We start from the raw sequence: 20,267 nt of genomic DNA on the forward strand, positions 1-20,267 counted from the left end.
ACGCCGTTCAGCGGCGGCAAGGATGGGGGGATACCGCATGAAGTCGCACTACAGGGTCGTCGTGATCGGGGGTGGGGTTGTCGGGACCTCGGTGCTCTATCATCTGGCCAAGCTGGGATGGACCGATGTCTGCCTGATCGAACGTTCTGTGCTGACGGCGGGATCGTCCTGGCACGCAGCGGGCGGGTTTCATGCCCTGAACGCCGATCCGAACATTGCCTCATTGCAGGCCTATACCATCGACCTCCTGAGCGAGATCGAGAAGGAAAGCGGCCAGTCGGTCGGTATGCATATGACAGGCGGCATGACGCTGGCCGGAACGCCCGACCGCTGGGAATGGTTGCAATCCGCCTACCGCACCTTCCAGTCCATCGGCATCGAGGACGTGCGACTGATCACGCCCGAGGAAGCCAGGGAAAAGTGTCCGGTGATGTCCACCCACGGTATCCTTGGCGGCATGTGGGCGGATCGCGAGGGCTATGTCGATACGACCGGCACAGTGCAGGCCTATGCCGGTGCTGCGAAAAAGCGCGGCGCGACGGTGATCGAACATAACCGCGTGCTGGAACTGAACCAGACGGCAGAGGGCTGGCAGGTCGTGACCGAAAAGGGCACCGTCACCTGCGAACATGTCGTCAATGCCGCCGGTCTCTGGGCCAAGCAGGTGGGTCGGATGGCGGGAATCGAACTGCCGGTCTCGCCCCTGAACCACCACTACCTGATCACAGAGACGATCCCTGAGATCGCCGAACTGGATCACGAGGTGCCGCTGGTCGTCGACCTCGAAGGCTTCACCTATATGCGGCAGGACCAGAAGGGGATGCTTCTGGGCATCTACGAGATTGACCACCAGCACTGGATGATGGATGGCGCGCCGTGGGAATACGGGTTCCAGTTGCAGCAGGAAGACCCCGACCGGATCGAGCGTGAACTGATCCTGGGGTTTGAGCGTTACCCGGTCCTGCAGAAGGTCGGGATCAAGACCTGGGTCAATGGTGCCTTCACCTTCTCGCCCGACGGCAACCCGCTGGTCGGCCCTGTGCGCGGCAAGCCCGGCTACTGGTGCGCCTGCGCGGTCATGGCGGGCTTCCTGCAGGGCGGCGGTGTCGGCAAGAGCCTTGCCGAATGGATCATCGAGGGCGAGCCGGAGGCGGATATCTTCGGCATGGATGTGGCGCGTTACGGTGCCTTTGCCGAGAACAAGGAGTTCATTCGCCAGACCACGGGACAGTTCTATACCCGCCGCTTCGTGATGACCTATCCGAATGAACAGCTTCCTGCCGGCCGTCCACTGAAAATGGCACCGGCTTATAGCGAGATGACAGCGGCCGGGTGCAAATGGGGCGCGAGTTACGGGCTGGAGCTGCCGCTGTACTTCGCACCTGAGGGGTTTGAGGAAAAGCCAACGCTGAAACGGTCGAACGCCTTCCCGCTCGTGGCTGAGGAATGCCGCGCGGTGCGCGAGGCGGTGGGGCTTCTCGACATATCGGGTTTTTCTCGGTTTGAGGTGAAAGGCCCGGGGGCAGAAGCCTGGCTCGACCGGGTCATGGCCTGCAAATTGCCCGGCCCGGGCCGCGCACGGCTGGCGCCGATGCTGTCGGAGGCGGGCAAGCTGAAGGGCGACCTGACCGTCTTCAACTGGGGCGACGGCACCTGGTGGATCATGGGCAGCTACTACCTGCGCGCCTGGCATATGCGCTGGTTCGCCGACCATGCGGGCACCGGCGTGATTCTGCGCGACATCTCGGACGCGACGGTCGGATTCAGCCTGTCCGGCCCGAAGAGCCGTGCGGTGATCGAAAAACTGACCGATGGCCCGATCGGCGACCTGCCCTTCATGGGCTGCAGCACCTTCGATATTGGCCTGATCCGGACCAAGGTCGGCCGCCTGTCGGTCACCGGCGAGCTTGGCTATGAAATCCACTGCGGCGCGGCCGAACATATCGCGCTCCGACGGCTGCTGTTGGAGGCGGGCGCCGGTCATGGCCTGCGCGAGGTTGGCTTCAACGCACTCCTGTCGCTCCGGCTGGAAAAGTCCTTCGGGATCTGGAGCCGGGAATTCACTCAGGCCTACACGCCCGGCGAAACCGGCATGGACCGCTGGATCGCCTGGGACAAGGGAGAGTTCATCGGCAAGACAGCGGCCGGGGCCGAACGCAAGGCAGGGCCGTCACGGCGCGTCGTGATGCTGGAAGTGGATGCGACGGATGCCGATGCCTCGGGCTATGAACCGATCTGGCAAAACGGTAACCGGGTCGGCTTCGTCACCTCGGGCGGATACGGCCATACGATGGGTAAGTCCTACGCGCTTGCGATGATCGACAAGGGCGCGAACGAGGTCGGGACGAAACTCACGACACATATCGTCGGCCAGGAACGGCAGGCTTGCGTGATTGCCGCCTCTCCCTATGACCCGGACGGTATGGCGATGCGAGGATGAGATGAAAGGGCTGGAATCCGATTTCAACGCACTGACCAGCGCGCGCTTCCGCGCCGATCCCTATCCGATACTGGCGCATATGCGTGAGCATCACCCGGTCTTCCGGCTCTCACCGGGTCTGACGGAAAGCTGGCACGTCTTTCGGTATGACGATGTGCGGGACCTCTTGCTGAAACCTGATCTCTTCTCCTCGGACCGCAGTCTGCAGGGGGGTGGCGATCTGGCCGACGCCAATGTCGCGTTCCTTTTCAACAACATGATCTCAGCCGCGGGCGAAAAGCACCGCCGCCTGAGAATGCTGGCCAATCGTGTGTTCATGGCCAAGGCCATCGAGGCCCTTCGCCCGGCGGTCGAGACCGTGGTTGAGGAACGGATCGCGTTTGCCCTGTCAGCCGATGAATTTGACCTGGTGGAAGATTTTGCCGCGCATATCACCGTGGCCATGATCTGTGCCGTCCTCGGCTTGCCGAAGGCCGATATGGCACGCATCCGCGGCTGGACGGCGGTTCTGGGTGATAATTCCGGCGCGGTTACATGGCTGGAGAAGATGGAACCCGCGCTTGCGGAACGCGGTCGCCGGGCCGCGGAGGAAATGACAGCCTATTTCCGCGACTTCCTGTCTCGCCCTGCCGCAGGTGACAGCCTGCTCGCGACATTCCGCGACCTTGAGGTCGAAGGCGAGAGGCTGTCCGAGGGGGAGCTTCTGTCGATGGCCATGCTTCTTCTTCTGGCCGGGAATGAGACGACGACGAACCTCATCACCAATTTCGTGCGCCTGCTTGATGGCTTTCCCGTGGAGGCCGCACGGCTCCGGGCAGACCCTGACATGACCGACGGTGCGGTTGACGAAACGTTGCGCATGAGAAACTCGATCCGGAATATCGATCGCTTCGCCTTGCAGGACATGGAGATGCACGGGGTCACGATCCCGAAGGGCGGCCGCGTCGTGGTCTGGCTGACGGCTGCGAACCGCGATCCGCAGGTTTTCGACGCGCCGGATGACTTTCAGCCAGACCGCACGCCCAATCGTCACCTCGCCTTCGGACAGGGGATGCATATGTGCCTTGGCGCCTCGCTTGCGCGGCTGGAAACCCGCATCGCGGCCCGGGCTATCCTGACGCAAACTTCGGCGATCGAACTGACGGGACCCGCCGAGCTTGGCGTTAACGCCAATTTCGACAACGTGACGCGCCAGATGGTGCGGTTCCACGGAAGGGGTTAGGGAGCATGAGGGAAACCCATCGGACCGGGCGCAGACGCGCCAGCGGCCAACAGACGCAAACCCAGCGCGAAACCAATTACCGGCAGTTGCGCAATCCCTTCCCACCGATGCGGGTTTTTTCGGACGACCAGATTGCGGCGATGCATGATACGTCCCTGCGCGTCCTCGAGGACCTTGGCATCCGCATCCTTCTGCCCGAGGCGCGTGCAATCTTCCGTGCGGCGGGCGCGCGAGTGGACGAAGACAGCCAAATGGTCTTCCTCGGTCGCGACATCGTGGCAGAGGCATTGATCACGGCGCCGCGCAGCATCAGGCTACGGGGCGGCACGCCGGAACGCGACCTCCTGCTGGAGCTTGGTAGCCTGACCTTCCAACCGGGCGCGGGCTGCCCCCACGCGACCGATCTCGAACGCGGGCGGAGGCCCGGAACAGAGCGCGATTTTCGCGAACTCGTACAACTGACCCAGGCTTTTGACGTCCTGCACATGGTCCCGCCACTGGTCGAACCGCAGGACGTGCCGGTGCATCTGCGCCACTACGCCACGATGAAGGCCCAGATCGAACTGTCGGACAAAGTGCCCTTTGTCTTCTCCCGCGGCACGCCGCAGGTGTTGGAAAGCTTCGACATGCTGAAGCTCGCGCGAGGCCTCGACGACGGAGCATTTGCAGCCCAACCGCATTGCTACACGATCATCAACACCAACTCGCCCCGCCAGATCGACATACCGATGGCGCAGGGGCTGATCGACTTCGCGCGCGCCGGACAGGTGGCGATTGTGACGCCCTTCACGCTGATGGGGGCGATGGCGCCGATCACGGTCGCGGGTTCAATCACGCTCAGCCATGCCGAGGCGCTGGCGGCGATCACGCTCAGTCAGCTTGCCCGGCCCGGAGCGCCGGTGATGTACGGCACCTTCACCTCGAACGTCGACATGAAGTCCGGCGCCCCGGCGCTTGGCACGCCCGAGCATTTCAAGGCCTCTCTAGCCGCCGGGCAATTGGCCCGGCTCATTGGCCTGCCGTGGCGCTGCGCCACAGGATCGGCTGGCAATATCAACGACGCGCAGGCCGCGCACGAGACGCAATTCGCGCTCTGGGGCTGCCTCATGGCGGGGGCGACGACCATCATCCATGCCGCAGGTTGGCTCGAAGGCGGGTTGAGTATCAGCTATGAAAAGATGATCACGGACATCGAGGCGCTGCAGATGGTGGCCGAACTTTGCGCTGCAACCCCTTGCACCAGCGACGAGATCGGTTTTGACGCCATCGCCGAGGTCGCACCCGGCGGGCATTTCTTTGCCACGACCCAGACCATGGCCCGCTACCAGACGGAATTCTACGAGCCGATCGTCGCCGACTGGTCGAACTTCGGCACGTGGACGGAACGCGGTGCGGTCGACGCCAATACCCGCGCGACCGGGATCTGGAAGCGCATCGTAGCCGAGGACTGGCGCGCGCCTCTCGCCCCCGGCAGGATGGAGGCCGTCAACGATTACATCACGCGCCGGACCGCCGAGGGCGGTGCGCCGCCGGAGAGCTGAACATGACGCGCGACAACGGCAAGATCGTGAAATTGCAGCGCGAGGAAACAAACGCTGGCCCGCGCGTCACCCGCGACGACTGGCTGAACGTCGCCCGCGACATTCTTTTGTCTGACGGCGTTGCCGAGGTAAAAGTGCTGACCATCGGTGAGCGCCTGCAGGTCGCCCGGTCCTCATTCTACTGGTATTTCAAAAGCCGAAAGGACCTCCTCGACGCGCTTCTGGCAGACTGGGAGGCGACGAACACCGCGATCCTCGTGCGGCATTGCGAGATGCCTGCCCAGACGATCACCGGTGCGGTCTGCAACTTCTTCCGCTGCTTCGTTGACCCGGCGTTGTTTGACCAGCGGCTTGACTTCGCGGTCCGCGAATGGGCGCGGCGCGACGGCTCGGTCCGCCGGGTCATCGACCGGGCCGACGACACGCGGCTGGCTGCGGTGGCTGCGATGTTCCGCCGACATGGTTATTCGGACTACGAGGCCGATGTGCGCGCCCGCATCCTCTACTTCATGCAGCTCGGCTACCACGCCCTGGATCAGAGCGAGCCGATGCGGATCCGCATGGGGCGGCTCGAAGGCTATCTGCTTGGGTTCACAGGCAGGGAAGCTACTCGCGAAGAGGTCGAAGCATTCCGCTCCTGGGCAATCGCAGTAGCAAGGGGATGACGACCGGGGAAGGTTCCTTCATTTTTCTGCATGAGGACCGCCGCGCCTCCTACGGCTGGCGCCCGGCCTGGGCAGAGGCCATCCTTTGGCCCGCAAATGGGGCTATAGTCCTGGGCAAAGGCAGACACGGCCGCGCGACGGCCGAGCAGTGATCCGGGAAACCCGGTTATCGTCAGGGCGGCGCATCAAACCGCCGACAACAAGAAAACCCGCGACCATCCCGTCGTAGTATTCTTGTCTGACCTGCATGGCGGCCTGGGGAACAGGTAATTTCCCATTCGCGAATGAACCGTTAAATGATCTTCAGGGTGACAAACCTAGGCGCGGCGCGCGATGTGTGAAGCCATTGCTTGGGGTGACACAGCTACCGGAAACTCGGTTGTGTGAGATCTGAAGGCGCGCTCATTCATGGGCGAATAACCGAACCGGGTCCGGAACACCTTCGAGAAATGCGATGCGGAATTGAATCCGCACGCCACCGCGATTTCAGAGATGCTTGCCTCGGATTGAAGCAGGAGGTTCCGGGCACGGTTTAGGCGCAGCGCGAGCCAATAGCGCATCGGTGCGGTGTTAAGATGTTTCGCGAAGATCCGCTCCAGTTGTCGGCAGGATATTCCCAGCTCTTCCGCAATTTCGTGCGAAGTGATCGGTGTTTCGATGTATTCGTTCATCAGCGCGATGGCCTTGCCGAGCAGCTTGTTGCGGACGCCGTGTCGAAGCTGTGCGGAAAAGCGTTGTGGCGACGTGCCGTCCCGCATGCCGGAACACACAAGTTGTTCGGCAATCGCAATGGCGAGATCGCGACCATGATCCTTTAAGATGATGTGAAGCAAGAGGTCCACTGTCGCAGTGCCCCCGGAACAGGTCGGATGGGTCGCATCGGCGACAAAGAGCGATCTGGTAAGACTCACGGTCGGAAATCGTTCCAGAAAGACGTCGTGATAGGCCCAATGGATTGCGGCTTCCTTCCCGGCGAGGAGCCCCGCCTTGGCAAGAAAGTAAGCGCCCGAGCAAATCCCGCCTATTATCGCGCCATGGGCCCTTTGCGTTCGTATGTATGCGCCGAGATCGGCGCATTGACTTCGAAACGCCTCATCGCCTGAAACGATCAGGAGCCTTTGCCTGCGTCCCAATTGTATCAGTCCACGATCCACGGACGTGTGCAGGCCGTTGGAAGCCGTCACCGGCTTGCCGTCGACGGACGCGAGGCTCCACCTGTAGATTTCCTTACCCGCGACGAAATTCGCCAGGCGGAGTGGTTCAATTGCGCAAGTCAAAGCAATCTGCGGGAAGCCGTCGGTCAGAAGGAATACGAAATGAGACGCCTCTCTCATGGATGAAATTTCCTTATGTTACGGCGCAGTCGGGACGATTCAGGCTTGTTGCCACTGAGACATGGAGACATTGCGCCGCGACTTTGACCGTAGCCGCACTGACCATTGGTTCGGGCCGGTACGATTGAGGGGAGGAGAAGCCCCCGAAATTTTAAGCGCCGCGGGTCAAGGGGTGACAGTACTTGGGGCTGACGCCCTGGGCGGCGTACAGCAGCGGCGCGAACACGATCCCAATGAAAAGGGAATCGAATTGTTCTGTCACTCGGATGCCGCCGCTTATCCTGGGATGTGGCGCGCGGTGTGCCATCCGAAAGCCTGATCAGATCCTTGCTCATGCGAATGTCTCCCGTTCTTTGTGTGCACGAGGATGAGGGAAGGAACCGTCCAAGGGCAGCGGGACATCTGGACGTTGTCTCTTGCGGTTTATCGCATTAGGTGGAGCATCCTTTGTGCGGGGTTAGTACCACATGTCCGGCACCGCATCCTTGCGCCGCGCGATGAAGTCCTGCAGCGCCTCGTCGATGCCCTCGTCCAACGGAGGGGCCTCGAATTCCTGCAAAAGCTTCTTCCAGCGGGAATTGGCGCGCCTGGCGGAATCAATTCCACCCTGTTCGTCCCAGGTCTCCCACGGTTGGTTGTCATCCATTGCACTGTCCCAATAGGCGGTTTCGTAGTGCCGCAGGGTGTGCTGGGTGGAAAACAGGTGCTGGCCGGGGCCGAGTTCGGCCAAAGCGTCGAAGGCAAGCGTGTCCTCGTTTACCTCCATCCCGTCGAGATAGGCATGCAGCGCACCGCACATATCGGTGTCCATCACCAGCTTCTCGTAGGACATCGACAGCAACCCGTCGAGGAAACCGGCAGAATGCAGCACGTAGTTCGCACCACCCTGCACGGCCGACATCATCGACATCATGCTTTGCTGCATGGCCTGCCCGTCGGGCAGTTTCGACGTGCTGAAATTGCCCGCACAGCGCAGCGGCAGGTTCAGGCGCCGGGCAAGCTGGCCCATGGCAAGCGAGCCGATCGCGGGTTCCGGCGTACCGAAGGTGGGCGATCCGGAGCGCAAGCTCATCGAGGAGAAGAAACTGGCGAGGATCGCGGGCGCGCCAGGGCGGACGAGTTGGGTCAGCGCACAGGAGGCCATGCTCTCGGCCAGGCCTTGCGCCACCATGCCCGCGGTCGTGAGCGGGGCAACGGCGCCGCCAAGAAGGAACGGCAGGTGGATCGAGCCCTGATTGGCCTCCGCATAGGTGCGGATACCCGCCGTCGTTACCCCGTCGAGTACCAAGGGCGATGTGGTGTTGAAGTTCCCCATCACCACGCAGTTCTGATCCACGAACCCCGCCCCGAAGAGGATGCGTGCCATCTCGACGCTGTCAGCAGCGCGTTCCGCAGCGGTGATCGAGCCGAGGAAGGCGCGGTCGGAATAGCGGATGTGGGAATAGACCATGTCGAGATGGCGTTTGTTCACGGGTACGTCGGTCGGTTCGCAGACGGTGCCGCCCGAATGGTGCAGCCAGGGCGAGGACTGGGCGAGTTTCACGAAGTTCCGGAAATCCTCGATCGTTCCGTAGCGGCGGCCCCGGTCGAGATCCATGACAAAGGGCGAGCCATAGGAGGGAGCGAAGACCACGTTCTTGCCGCCGATCCTCACGTTGTTCGCAGGGTTGCGGGCGTGCTGGGTAAACTCGGCCGGCGCGGTCTTCAGGATCTCGCGCAGCATTCCGGGCGGGAATTTCACGTTCCAGACATCGGCAGAGATATCGGTGACCTCCGCTCCGGCCTCACGGTACAGCCGCAGCGCTTCGGCGTCATCGCGCAGCTCGATCCCGATTTCAGCGAGGATGCGGTCGGCGGTCGCCTCGATCCGCGACAGGCTTTCGTCGGACAGGATGTCGTAGGTTGGCAGGTTGCGGACGATGTAGGGTCGTTTCGACGCCTGTCCGCCCTGAAGCCGCATGTCGCGTCGCTGCGACCGGCCTCCCCGCTGGCGCTTTGCCTCCGGCTCCGCAAACCCACTGTCCGCCATGATTCATCTCCCTCATAAGCAAAGTGCAGTTTAGTCAGGCAAACGAGCGCGGTAACGCTGGAAAAGTTTCATAATATTGATAAGGTATTTTTATGGAAATGCTGCGCAGCCTGTTACCCTCCATCAACGGCCTCGTTGTGTTCGAAGCTGCCGGAAGGTTGTCGAGTTTTACCGCCGCTGCACGTGAGTTGCACATGACACAGGCGGCGGTTTCCTACGCCATCGCCCGGCTTGAGGAACATCTGGGCACGGCACTGTTCCTGCGCGAGTACCGGCGGGTCCGGCTGAGCGAGGCGGGCGAACGGTTTCATGCCGATGTGTCGATCGGGCTGTCCCATATCAAGCGGTCCGCTCAGGATCTGCGTTCGGTGGCTACAGGCGGTCACGTGACCCTGTCCTGCTCCACCGCCTTCGCGGCCTTCTGGATGGTGCCGCGCATGGCGCAACTGCGCGAGGATCTTCCCCATATCGACCTGCGTATCCAGACGGCGGACCGTGACCTTGACCTTTTGGGCGAAGGAATCCCTTTGGCTGTAAGGGGCGGCGATCCCGGTGAATGGTCGAAATACCATGCCGAGCCGCTCGCGCCCGAAGAAATCTACCCGGTCTGTGGAGCGGGTTATCTCGCCGAGAGAGACCAGCCGCGACGCGCGGCGGACTTGCTCGGGCACCAGTTGATCCACCTGGAAGAACCGTTCCGGTCGGCAGCGACCTGGCGCGATTGGTTCGAGTCCGTCGGCATTGACGGGCAGAAGGTGCCCAAAGGGCTGCAGATCAACGACTACGTTCTGGTCATCCAGTCAGTCATCGCAGGGCAAGGTGTCGCTCTCGGCTGGCGGCACCTCGTGGAGGGGCTGGTGGAAAAGGGCGTACTTGTCCGGCTGACCAACCATGCCCTGACGACGGGCATGGACTTCCATGTCATCTGGCCGCGAGACGCCGCCCTTTCGCGCGCGGCTTTGGACGTGCGGGATTGGCTGCTGGCATGGCCCGTGCCCAAATAGGACGCGTCAGGTTCCGCCCCTCCGGGGCACCACCGCCGCCATCGGCTTCTCGGTTTCACGCGGACGTCAGGGCTCGGCGCGTCCGGCACCAGCTTGGGGCGCCGGGCCGCGTTTCGGTCGATTTCGACAAGCTGCCGATCAGAGGATGAGAAGCAAGTCTTGCACCACCGTCCTGGCGGGCAGTGAGCAGCCTTAACCATAGCGGTGGACCAATTCAGTTGGAGAGGCTCAGGCCAGTTGAGTTGGGGAGGTTCAGCGAAATGCGGCCATCCATCGTTGATCCGGATGCCGCAGTGTGGTTCCCGCAAAGCCTCCCGAAACCGGACATTCTTGAACTGTCTAGTGTGGTCAGGAGCAGAGTTGAGGCAATTGGCACAGGCCAACGTCCTTAGCGTTGGCCGCGCTATGTCGCATTTTTTCGTCAACCCGAACGGGTTGGGCTGGACGACATTTGCGGTTCAGGCGGCGGTCCTGCGGGCGTATCGACGAGGAGGCCGTAGTTCCGGGGGCGTCTCGTCTGAAATGTACCCCAGTGATTTCGATCCTTTGCGGCCTGATCGAGATTGAATGTGGCCGTAACAATTCCTTCTTCGGTTCGACCCAATTGCGACACGACATGCGCGCGCTGATCACAGGCGAAGGACGAGCCGTAAAAATCGATGGTGTAGCCGTCATCGGTTTCCGTTCCGATCCGGTTCGCGGCAAGGACCGGGATCACATTCGACGCCGCATGTCCGCGCATCGCGGATTGCCACTGTTCGGCGGTATCGAGATCCGGCCATTTCGGTTCACTGCCGATGGCTGTGGGATAAACGAGAAGTTCCGCCCCCTTCAGCACCATGGCGCGGGCAAGTTCGGGAAACCACTGGTCCCAGCAGATGCCAACTCCAAGGCGCAAATAGCGCGTGTCCCAGACCTGCGGTCCGTCGGGTGACGCATCGAAATACGCCGTCTCGATATACCCGTCGAAATCCGGGATGTGGCATTTCCGGTAGATCCCCAGCACCGTTCCGTCAGCGTCGATCACGGCCACCGAATTGTAAAGCTGCTCACCCGCGTGTTCGTAGAACGATAGCGGGATCACGGTCCCGGTCTCCCGCGCGAGATCCTGAAACCGAGCGATCAGCGGATGCCCTTTGGCTGGTCGGGCAAGGTCGCGGTATTTCGGATTCACGGCCTTGCAGAAATAGGGCGCCGCGAACAGTTCCGATGGCAGAACCAGTTGCGCGCCATCACGTGCGGCACGGGCACAAAGCTCGAAAACCCGGCCAACGGTCGCCTTTTCGTCCCAGTCGTGCCACGTTTGAACCGCGGCAACCTTCAGTAATCGTGTCATGTCGAATGTCCTTCTTCTGACAGCAGGTCAAGCAGCCAGGCGCGGAACACCCGCACCCGTTCCAGTTTCAGCGCCTCGGGGCTTGAGATCATCAGGTAGCCGGGCGCAGCGACGCGAATATCTGGAAATGGAGCGACCAGCGCGCCGCTTTCCAATAACCCGTGTGCAAGTGTCAAACTGCCAAGCGCGATGCCCAGATCGCGAGTGGCGGCCTGAAGCAGCAGCCCGGAATCGCTGAAATTGTATCCAGCGACCTGATTGCCGCCGTTCACACCCGCGGCGGCAAACCAGGTCGGCCAGTCCTCGCGGCGTTCGTCGTGCAACAGTGTCGCGGCGAGCAGATCGACTGGCGACCGGATCGCCAGCCGCTCGATCAGCGCGGGCGTGGCGAGAGGCGTCAGGAAGTCATCGCAAATCGGCGTTGCCTGAATGCCCTCCGGGCGCCGGTCAGCGTGCCGTATGGTGACGAAAACCTCGCCGAGCAGAGGGTCGATGGGCGTGTCTTCGGTGTGAAGCCAAATGTTGTGTTCCGGATGCAAGTTCTTGTACTGCGCTAATTTCGGCAGCAGGACGGCATCGGCGAATGACCGTGACGAAGACACGATGATCTGGTTGGGTTTCTTGTATTGCTCCAGACGCCGCAGCCCGTGGTCGAGCAGGTCGAGACAATCCCGCACCGTCTGGAGCAGATCAGTTCCCGCGTCCGTGGTCACCGCGCCGCGATGCAGCCGGTTGAACAACGGTTGCCCAAGCAGGTCTTCAAGCGATTTGACCTGATGGCTGACCGCGGATTGTGTCATCGACAGTTCGTCAGCCGCACGGGTGAAACTGCTAAGCCGCGCCGTCGCCTCAAACGAGATGAGAGATCGGAGAGTTGGACGATTTAGCATGAGAAAATTCGATTGAATGGATCAGATTTTTCCCGGTTCAACGCAAAACCCCCTTTGAATTAGAGTTTTTTCAGAGGAATCATGAAAGCACTATGAATGTTCTTTATCAACCGGGAAATTTCGCAGCGCGTGGATAGCGGCTTGGAGGGGCGGATCCTATGACGACATCGACCATGCAAAAGGTGCGCATGCCGGCAGAGTGGGAAGCGCACAGTTGCTGCTGGATGGGTTGGCCGATCCATAGCATGTGGGGCAATGACCGGGGCGGCGCCGAGGCAGACTACGCCGCCGTTGCCCACGCGGTGCGCCGCTTCGAACCGGTATCCATGCTCGCCGACCCGTCGGTTGTCCAGCGGGCCCGGAATCTGCTCGGCGCGGACATTGACGTGATCGAAGTGCCCATGGACGATGCCTGGCTGCGCGACAGTGGCCCGACATTCGTGCGCGCCGCAGACGGGGCGCTGACGGGTGTCTCGTGGAGGTTCAACGGATGGGGCGGGGCTAACCCGTCCTTCGAAAAAGATGCGGCACTCGCCGAATTTGTGCTGAAGCGGGCGGGTGTTCCGATCGTTCCGTCAACCATGGCGATCGAGGGCGGCGCGATCGCCGTCGATGGAGCGGGCACACTCATTACGACCGAAACCGTCGTTCTCAACCCGAACCGGAACCCCGGGATGACCCGCGCCGAAGCAGAAGCAGAATTTGCGCGCACACTCGGCGTGACGAAGGTGATCTGGCTGCATGGCAATGAGCATGAGTTCGGCACCGATGGCCATATCGACGGGATCGCCTGCTTCACCCGACCGGGCGCGCTGCTTTTCGAGGAAAGCTATGAGCGTGCCGGACTCTCCCATGAGGTCGCGATGACGAATCTGCGCGCCGTTGAGGGTCAAACCGATGCTGCCGGCCGCAAAATCGAGATCTTGCGCATGACCGAAGCCCCGCCCGTCGGGCGGCGGGGCAAGGGCGATTGGGGTGCATCGCGGTCTTACATCAATTTTTACGTCGCCAATGGCGGTATCGTCATGCCGTCCTATGGCGTGCCTGAGGATGACGCAGCACGCGACATCGTCGCGGCCGCATTCCCCGGGCGTGACGTCGTTCAGGTGCCGATCCCGGTCCTATGTACTGGCGGCGGCGGTATTCACTGCATCACCCAACAGCAACCTCAACTCTGACCCTTATGCTGCCTCGCCCCAAAGGGTGTCACCAACAAGGAAGAAAAATGCAGAAAACCACTCTCACAATTGCCGCATCCCTGCTCGCCAGCGTGAGCACAGCCGCCTCGGCCCATGAGAAACTCTACATCTACAACTGGGCCGACTATTTCGGCGAAACGACGATCGCGGACTTCGAGGCGGAATTCGGGATCGATGTCGTCTATGACACTTTCTCGTCAAACGACGTGCTCGAAACCAAACTCCTCGCGGGAGGCAGCGGCTACGATGTCGTTTTCCCGTCGTCGGAGCGCGTGGGAAAGCAGATCGAGGCAGGCGCGTATCAGCCGCTCGACATTCCGAAACTCACCAACATCGGCAATGTCGATCCTCAGTTCCTGGGCGTCGCCGCGTCCGTCGACCGGGGCAATCAATACACCGTTCCCTATACTTGGGGCACTCTTGGCATCTATGTCGACAACACTGAAGTCGCCGACCGGATGCCTGATGCACCGATCGACAGCTGGGAGGTGATTTTCAACCCCGAGATCGTAAAGCGCTTCGCCGATTGCGGGTTTTTCGTGCAGAATTCGTCGTCCGAACTTATACCGGCCGCGCTGACATATCTTGGCCGGGAACCGGGCAGTGTCGAAGCGGAAGACCTTGATGCGGCGATGAACCTGCTGAACGGAATCCGGCCCTACCTTCTGCATTCCGACAATTCCCGGGTGATTTCGGATATCGCAACCGGCGAAACCTGCCTCGGCGTCGTCTACAATGGCGATGTCGGGATCGCCTACCTGCGTGCCGACGAAGCGGGCCGCGAACTCGACATCAGTTATTCCGTGCCGAAGGAAGGCACTGACATGTTCATGGATGTCATGGCCATACCAGTCGATGCGCCCAATCCGGATGCAGCGCACAAATTCATCAACTACATCCTCCGACCCGAGGTTGCCGCGGGCATCACCAATTACGTCTACTATGCAAATGCAAACGCCGCCGCGACCGATCTTGTCATTGAAGACGTCCGCATGGATCCGGGAACATATCCGCCCGCAGACCTGCGGAAAAAACTCTATGGCATTCCGAACTATCCCGTGGAGTTTGCCCGGATCGTAAACCGGAAATGGACACGGCTGATGTCCGGGCAGTAGCAACCGGTTTCGACAGGGTGCGCATTGCTCAACGGAATGTAACCGACGGGCAAGCCATCCGAAATCGCGATTTGGTATCGCCAATCAATCTTGACGCGAGCGCTGATGGACTGAATTTGATGCGACATTTGAACTTCACCCAGATCCACCATGCGCCCGGCGCTGAGAACGCAGCTTGGCTCCCGCATTGTCCCACGCAGAGGTGCCAGACCGGTGTGATACAGTGCTGCCGGATCCTTTCGGAGTTCCGAAGTTGCGGAAGCAGTCTGTAGCGGAACGACGGGGCCATTACACACGTCGGCCCAAACCAGTCGCGGCGGCGGTGCAATGGGTGCGCCGCTCCGATCCGCCAGCGACCGCCGCAAAGGTTACGCCCAAGGTCTGGTCAACCCTTGACTCACATCAGCCTCGTTCTCCCGCTCATTGATAATCGCGACAAAGCCCGAAACCTCGAATGTCTCGGATCGGCCCATTCCGGCCAAAAACATGCAGGCCCCTGTACTCGTGCGCCATCTTCTGGGCGACCCGAGATGAGGAAGCGCAGTACGGCGCAGGGCATGAATGTGACTTGTCCGCAGGCTGCGTATCGCAAGATCATGCGCGATGACAGCCCTTCAGGAAACTCGTCAGGTTCGCTCCGAGGTCGGGCTGAAGATAGCCACCTTCCTGCACGATCAGAGCAGGCTTTCCGAGGTTGAGGATGGCTTCCGCGATGCGCGCGAAACCGTCGGTCGTGACCCGGAAGCCCTGGAAGGGATCATTCTCGTGGGCGTCGAGGCCGAGAGCGACAACGATAACGTCGGCACCGAATGCCTGGATCCGTCTGAGTGCGGTGTCCAGCGCGTCGAGATAGCTCGTATCGTCGGTGCCTCTCGGCAGCGGAATGTTGAGGTTGTAGCCCAGCCCGTCGCCCTCCCCGCGTTCCTCGGCATGGCCCCAGAAAAACGGGTAGAACCGGATCGGGTCGGCGTGGATCGAAACCGTCAGCACGTCGCGGCGGTTATAGAAGATGCCTTGCGTCCCGTTGCCGTGATGGACATCCACGTCGAGGATCGCGGGGCGGAGGCCGGCCTTCAGGAAGGCCTCGGCCGCGATCCCGGAATTGTTGAGAAAGCAGAAGCCCCCGGCGAGATCGCCGAAGGCGTGGTGCCCGGGCGGGCGCGATAGCGCATAGACCGCACGGTTGCCCGCGATCACCGCATCCGCGCCCGAAAGCGCGGTCTGGGCCGACCAATAGGCCGCCTCCCAGGTCCCGGCGGAGATTGGGCAGGACGTGTCGGCCTGATGGAACCCCGCCTGACCCACGGCTGAGCGCGGATAGGAGGCGGTGCGTCGGTCGGGATGGATGTTCGGGATCACCTCTTCCGAGGCGCCCTCGATCCGGCTCCAGCGGGCGTGGATCGTCTGAAGGAACACGAGGTATTCCGGCGAATGCAGCGCCGCGATGGGGCCGAGCCCGTAATCGGTCGGTGCCTCGAATCGGCAACCGGCGGCTTCCGCGCCCGCGCGCAGGACCTCGATCCGGGTCGGCTGTTCGGGGTTCGGCAGGCGGGTGCCGTTCGCCATGAACATCTTCGGGTCATGGACCCGTTGCCTGTCGTCGAGAATGGCCTTCATGCCGTGCCTCCGATATCGCCCAAAGCCGCGCCGGAAAGGATCATCCCGACCTCGCCCGACCGCGCCTCAAATCCCATCCGTTCGTAGAACGTCACCGCGCGCGGGTTGTCGGCATAGACGGCGAGCCGGATGAACCCGCAACCGGCGCGCGCCGCCGCCGCATCCCGCACCGCCGCCAGAAGCCGTGGGCCGAGCCGAGCCCCGCGCGCCGAGGCCGCGACCCAGAGGTCGGAGACGAAAACCCCGGCCGAGGCCCGCGTCGTCGAATAGATCGGCGAGAAGACCGCGACACCGACCACGTCCTCGCCCCTGAGCGCGAGGACCGCCCGGAAAGACGGATCGGGGCCGAAGCCCGCCGCCGCGATATCGGCATCGCTTGCCCCATGCGTGTCGCCGAGATCGTCGGACAGCGCCCGGAGTGCCGCGTTCAGCCGCGCGGCATCCGCCGCCTCCGCCAGCCGGATCGTGATCCCCGCCGCCATTCAGAACCCCACCGCGCCCGCGCCCTTCAGCCCGAGCATCGCGCGCGCCTCGTCGGGCGTGGCGACGGTTCGCCCCAGCCCCTCGACGATCTCACGCACTTTCTCCACCTGTTCGGCATTCGACCGCGCCAGAACGCCCTTCGAGATAAAAAGGTTGTCCTCCAGCCCCACGCGCACATGTCCGCCCATTGCCGCTGCCTTCTCGGCCATCGGCATCTGCTGGCGCCCGGCGGCGAGGACGGAGAACAGGTAGTCCTCGCCGAACAGCTGGTCAGCGGTTGCCTTCAGATGCTCCAGATGCTCGGGCTCCGCCGCGATTCCGCCGAGTACGCCCATCACGAACTGGATGAAGACCGTCCCCTCGACCAGCCCCCGGTCGGCGAAGTGGCGCAGCATGTAGAGATGGCTGACATCGTAGCATTCGAATTCGAACCGCGCGCCGCGCTCCTGTCCCATCCGGCGCAAAACACCCTCGATATCACGCGGCGTGTTCTTGAAGACTAGGTCGTCGGACTCGCGCAGGAACGGCTCTTCCCAGTCGTGCAGCCAGTCGGTGCGCTTGCCGAGCATCGGGTAGAGCGCGAAGTTCATCGTGCCCATGTTGAGAGAGCACATCTCGGGCCGCAGTTCCAAGGGCGCCGCGAGGCGGTCGTCGAGCGTCATCACCGCGCTTCCGCCTGTCGTCAGGTTGACGACGGCATCGCATCCGGCGCGGATCTTCGGCAGGAAGGCGCGGTAATGCTCCACGCTGGCCGAAGGCTGGCCGGTCTGAGGGTCGCGGGCATGAAGGTGCAGGATCGCCGCCCCCGCCTGAGCGGCGCCGATCGCCTGGGAGGCAATATCCTCGGCGGTCACCGGAAGGTAGGGCGACATCGACGGCGTGTGGATCGAGCCGGTGATGGCGCAGGTGATGACGATCTTCGACATGACCTCAGGCGCTCTGCTTCAGGGCCGGTTCGACCCGTTCGGCGAAGCGGTCGAGCGCGGCGGTGAGCATGATCATGATCTCCTCGACCTGCTCTGCACTGGTGATCATCGGCGGGCAGACGAGGAAATGGTCGCCCTCCGTTCCGTCGCGGGTGCGGCGGGAATAGATGATCAGCCCTTCCTGATAGGCGAGCTCTACCAGTTCCGAATGCGCGTTCAGCGCCTTCGGCAGGGGCCGCATCGTCTGGCGATCCTCGACCAGTTCAAAGGCCAGCAGCAGTCCCTTGCCCCGCACGTCGCCGATGAAGGGATAGCGCTGCATGAGCGCGCCGAGGCGGGATTTCAGAAGGTCGCCCGTCTCGGCGGCATTCTCCATCATGCCGCGCGCCTCAATCTCCTCCAGCACCGCGAGGCCGGCGGCGCAGGCCAGCGGGTTGCCGGCATAGGTGTGGCCATGCATGAAGCCGCCCGCCTTCAGGACCGGATCGACGAGCCGGTCATGGGCGATCATGGCGCCCAAGGGCGCATAGCCCGCGCCGAATCCCTTGGAAATCGCTATGATGTCAGGCGCGATGCCCCAGTGATCGGCACCAAGGAATCGCCCCGTGCGGCCACCGCCCGACATCACCTCATCGTGGATCAGAAGCACCCCATAGCGGTCGCAGATCGCGCGCACCGCTTGCATATAGCCCGCCGGGGGCACCAGCGCGCCGGTCGAGGCGCCGCCCACCGGTTCGTGGATGAAGGCCAGCACCGTATCCGGCCCTTCCTCCAGGATCTTCGCCTCCAGCATCTCCGCGTAATGCGCGCCGGTGGCAAGGTCGTCCATGTCGAGCCCGTCGAGATAGGCGCGGGGCGACGGGATCTTCGGCATCGCCTGCATCATCGGCTCGAACGGTCGGGTGAGCGGCGTGTAACTCGTCAGTGCCAGCGCGCCGAGGGTGGAGCCGTGATAGGACGGTGCGCGGGAGATCACCTTCCATCGAGAGGATTGTCCAACGGTAACAGCATATTGCCGGGCGATCTTGATTGCACTTTCGACGGCCTCGGAACCGCCCGAGACGAAAAAGACCTTCTCCATTCCCTCGGGTGTCAGTGCGGCTACCTTCGTTGCCAGCATCTCGCTCGGCTCGGTCTCGAAATGCAGCCGGTAGCCGAAGGTCGACTTCTCCATCTGCCGACGCATCGCATCGAGGACGCGCGGGTTCGAATGGCCGATATTCGACACCATCGCGCCCGAGGAGCCGTCGATGTAACGCTTGCCGTCGACATCCCACATGTAGATCCCGCGCGCCTCGGCAAGGACCGGGCGGCGGCTGTCGGTCTGATAGAAAAGATGGCTCTTCGTCGTCATGTCCGGGGCTCCGAGGGCAGGGCGGCGCAGTCCTTGGCGCGGATGCGCACGGAAATGTCGGCCCCGATGGGCAGGGGGTGATCGTCGATCATGTTGATGGCCTGCAGGGCGTGGCGGCCGACCCGCAGGAAATAGCGGGCCGACTGGCCCTGATAATCCACCGTCTCAACGGTGCCCGCAACGGCATATCTTCCGTCCGGGGCGGCGCCCGCAGGCAGGACGTCGAGCTTCTCGGCGCGGATGACGAGCTTTGCCGGCCCGGTCCCGGCGAGCCGGGGCGCGCGGTCGCGCGGGACGGCGAGCGCGGGCAGGTCGGGCACGTCAAGCGCGACGTTGCCGCCCTCGATTCCGGTGCAGGTCGCGGGCAGAATGTTCGAGGCGCCGAGGAAGGTCGCGACGAACTCGCTCGCCGGAGTGTTGTAGACTTCTTCCGGCGCGCCCATCTGCTCCACACGGCCTTTCGACATGACGATGATCCGGTCGGACATCGCCAAAGCTTCAGTCTGGTCGTGGGTAACGAAAACTGTTGTCACGCCAATGCGTTGCTGGATCTTCTTCAACTCGACCCGCATATCCTCGCGCAGGTTCGCGTCGAGCGCGGAGAGCGGTTCGTCGAGGAGGAGCACATCCGGCTCGATCACGATGGCGCGGGCGAGCGCCACGCGCTGCTGCTGGCCGCCCGACAGCTCCTTCGGATAGCGCCCGCCGAGATCGGGAAGCTGAACAAGCTCCAGCGCCTCGGCCACGCGGCGTTTGATCTCGTCCTTGCCGACGTTGCGGTAGCGCAAGCCGAAAGCGACGTTGTCGGATACGGTCCGGTGGGGAAAAAGCGCGTAGTTCTGGAAGACGAGGCCAAGGTTGCGGCGGTGGATCGGCACGTCGTTCACGCGACGTCCGCCGATGGAAATGTCGCCCTCGCTCGGGTCGAGAAGCCCGGCGATCATGCGCAAGGTCGTCGTCTTGCCGCAGCCCGAAGGGCCGAGAAGCGTGACGAAGCTGCCTTGCGGAATGTCGAGCGACATCCGGTGGACGGCGGTGAAGTCGCCGAAGCGCTTGACGATATCGGTCAGGGTGACGGCGCTCAACGGGCCTCTCCTCGGGGCTGGGGTGCC

16 protein-coding genes and 1 pseudogene are annotated in these 20,267 nt (G+C 62.6%); 7 read left to right on the plus strand and 10 right to left on the minus strand.

Translation table 11 applies throughout. The features are described 5' to 3' along the window. Nucleotides 1-37: 37 nt before the first annotated feature. Genes QKW60_RS12035 through QKW60_RS12050 form a run of 4 tightly spaced genes read left to right on the plus strand, consistent with a single transcriptional unit; the run spans nt 38 to nt 5,868 of the window. Entirely contained in the window at nt 38-2,440 is a 2,403-nt protein-coding gene (locus QKW60_RS12035) for a GcvT family protein (protein ID WP_282369004.1), read from the plus strand. A gap of 1 nt (nt 2,441) precedes the next feature. Next, on the plus strand, nt 2,442-3,662 hold the full coding sequence (locus QKW60_RS12040; protein ID WP_282369006.1) for a cytochrome P450: 1,221 nt from the start codon (nt 2,442-2,444) through the stop codon (nt 3,660-3,662). Nucleotides 3,663-3,667: 5 nt separating this feature from the next. After that, the gene (locus QKW60_RS12045) at nt 3,668-5,203 is read left to right on the plus strand and encodes a trimethylamine methyltransferase family protein (protein WP_282369008.1); all 1,536 of its coding nucleotides are present in this window, start codon (nt 3,668-3,670) and stop codon (nt 5,201-5,203) included. 2 nt (nt 5,204-5,205) lie between these two features. Beyond that, a complete protein-coding gene (locus QKW60_RS12050) occupies nt 5,206-5,868 on the plus strand; it encodes a TetR/AcrR family transcriptional regulator (protein ID WP_282369009.1) in 663 nt (220 codons plus the stop codon). A gap of 317 nt (nt 5,869-6,185) precedes the next feature. Here the strand turns inward: QKW60_RS12050 and QKW60_RS12055 are convergent, their stop codons facing one another. From QKW60_RS12055 to QKW60_RS12065, 3 genes and pseudogenes are all read right to left on the minus strand, one after another. Next, nucleotides 6,186-6,710, minus strand: coding sequence for a GlxA family transcriptional regulator (locus QKW60_RS12055; RefSeq protein ID WP_282369088.1), 525 nt, complete (start codon nt 6,708-6,710; stop codon nt 6,186-6,188). A gap of 12 nt (nt 6,711-6,722) precedes the next feature. Continuing rightward, nucleotides 6,723-7,202: pseudogene (locus QKW60_RS12060) on the minus strand (AraC family transcriptional regulator); the annotation flags it as partial. A gap of 457 nt (nt 7,203-7,659) precedes the next feature. Continuing rightward, entirely contained in the window at nt 7,660-9,231 is a 1,572-nt protein-coding gene (locus QKW60_RS12065; RefSeq protein ID WP_282369010.1) for a trimethylamine methyltransferase family protein, read from the minus strand. Nucleotides 9,232-9,323: 92 nt separating this feature from the next. On the opposite strand from QKW60_RS12065, the gene QKW60_RS12070 reads away from it, so the two are divergent. Then, nucleotides 9,324-10,235: a LysR substrate-binding domain-containing protein gene (locus tag QKW60_RS12070; protein WP_282369012.1), complete on the plus strand. Its 912-nt coding sequence runs from the start codon at nt 9,324-9,326 to the stop codon at nt 10,233-10,235. A gap of 421 nt (nt 10,236-10,656) precedes the next feature. Here QKW60_RS12070 and QKW60_RS12075 read toward each other — a convergent pair whose 3' ends face one another. Beyond that, nucleotides 10,657-11,571, minus strand: a complete 915-nt coding sequence (locus QKW60_RS12075; protein ID WP_282369014.1) for a nitrilase-related carbon-nitrogen hydrolase — start codon at nt 11,569-11,571, stop codon at nt 10,657-10,659. Next, entirely contained in the window at nt 11,568-12,461 is an 894-nt protein-coding gene (locus QKW60_RS12080) for a LysR family transcriptional regulator (RefSeq protein WP_282369015.1), read from the minus strand. The genes QKW60_RS12075 and QKW60_RS12080 overlap by 4 nt, the downstream gene beginning before the upstream one ends. Nucleotides 12,462-12,619: 158 nt before the next feature. On the opposite strand from QKW60_RS12080, the gene QKW60_RS12085 reads away from it, so the two are divergent. Beyond that, nucleotides 12,620-13,639 (plus strand): agmatine deiminase family protein, encoded by a 1,020-nt coding sequence (locus tag QKW60_RS12085; protein ID WP_282369016.1) that lies wholly within the window; start codon nt 12,620-12,622, stop codon nt 13,637-13,639. A 47-nt stretch (nt 13,640-13,686) separates the two neighbouring features. Continuing rightward, nucleotides 13,687-14,775 (plus strand): extracellular solute-binding protein, encoded by a 1,089-nt coding sequence (locus tag QKW60_RS12090; RefSeq protein WP_282369017.1) that lies wholly within the window; start codon nt 13,687-13,689, stop codon nt 14,773-14,775. A 594-nt stretch (nt 14,776-15,369) separates the two neighbouring features. On the opposite strand, the gene QKW60_RS12095 is transcribed toward QKW60_RS12090, so the two are convergent. From QKW60_RS12095 to QKW60_RS12115, 5 genes are read right to left on the minus strand one after another with little or no spacing between them, the layout of a single operon-like run. Continuing rightward, nucleotides 15,370-16,392 (minus strand): histone deacetylase family protein, encoded by a 1,023-nt coding sequence (locus QKW60_RS12095; RefSeq protein ID WP_282369018.1) that lies wholly within the window; start codon nt 16,390-16,392, stop codon nt 15,370-15,372. Next, nucleotides 16,389-16,874 carry a GNAT family N-acetyltransferase gene (locus tag QKW60_RS12100; RefSeq protein WP_282369019.1) on the minus strand — a complete coding sequence of 162 codons (486 nt, stop codon included), beginning with the start codon at nt 16,872-16,874 and terminating at the stop codon, nt 16,389-16,391. The genes QKW60_RS12095 and QKW60_RS12100 overlap by 4 nt, the downstream gene beginning before the upstream one ends. Then, the gene (gene kce / locus QKW60_RS12105) at nt 16,875-17,801 is read right to left on the minus strand and encodes a 3,5-dioxohexanoate:acetyl-CoA acetone transferase (protein WP_282369020.1); all 927 of its coding nucleotides are present in this window, start codon (nt 17,799-17,801) and stop codon (nt 16,875-16,877) included. A gap of 4 nt (nt 17,802-17,805) precedes the next feature. After that, nucleotides 17,806-19,155: an aminotransferase family protein gene (locus QKW60_RS12110; protein ID WP_282369022.1), complete on the minus strand. Its 1,350-nt coding sequence runs from the start codon at nt 19,153-19,155 to the stop codon at nt 17,806-17,808. After that, complete coding sequence (locus QKW60_RS12115) at nt 19,152-20,240, minus strand: ABC transporter ATP-binding protein (protein ID WP_282369023.1); 1,089 nt, start codon at nt 20,238-20,240, stop codon at nt 19,152-19,154. The genes QKW60_RS12110 and QKW60_RS12115 overlap by 4 nt, the downstream gene beginning before the upstream one ends. Nucleotides 20,241-20,267 lie beyond the last annotated feature (27 nt).

Origin of the sequence: Albidovulum aestuarii, from assembly GCF_029961185.1 — a bacterium.
In the GTDB taxonomy this organism is placed as follows: Bacteria; Pseudomonadota; Alphaproteobacteria; order Rhodobacterales; family Rhodobacteraceae; genus Albidovulum; species Albidovulum aestuarii.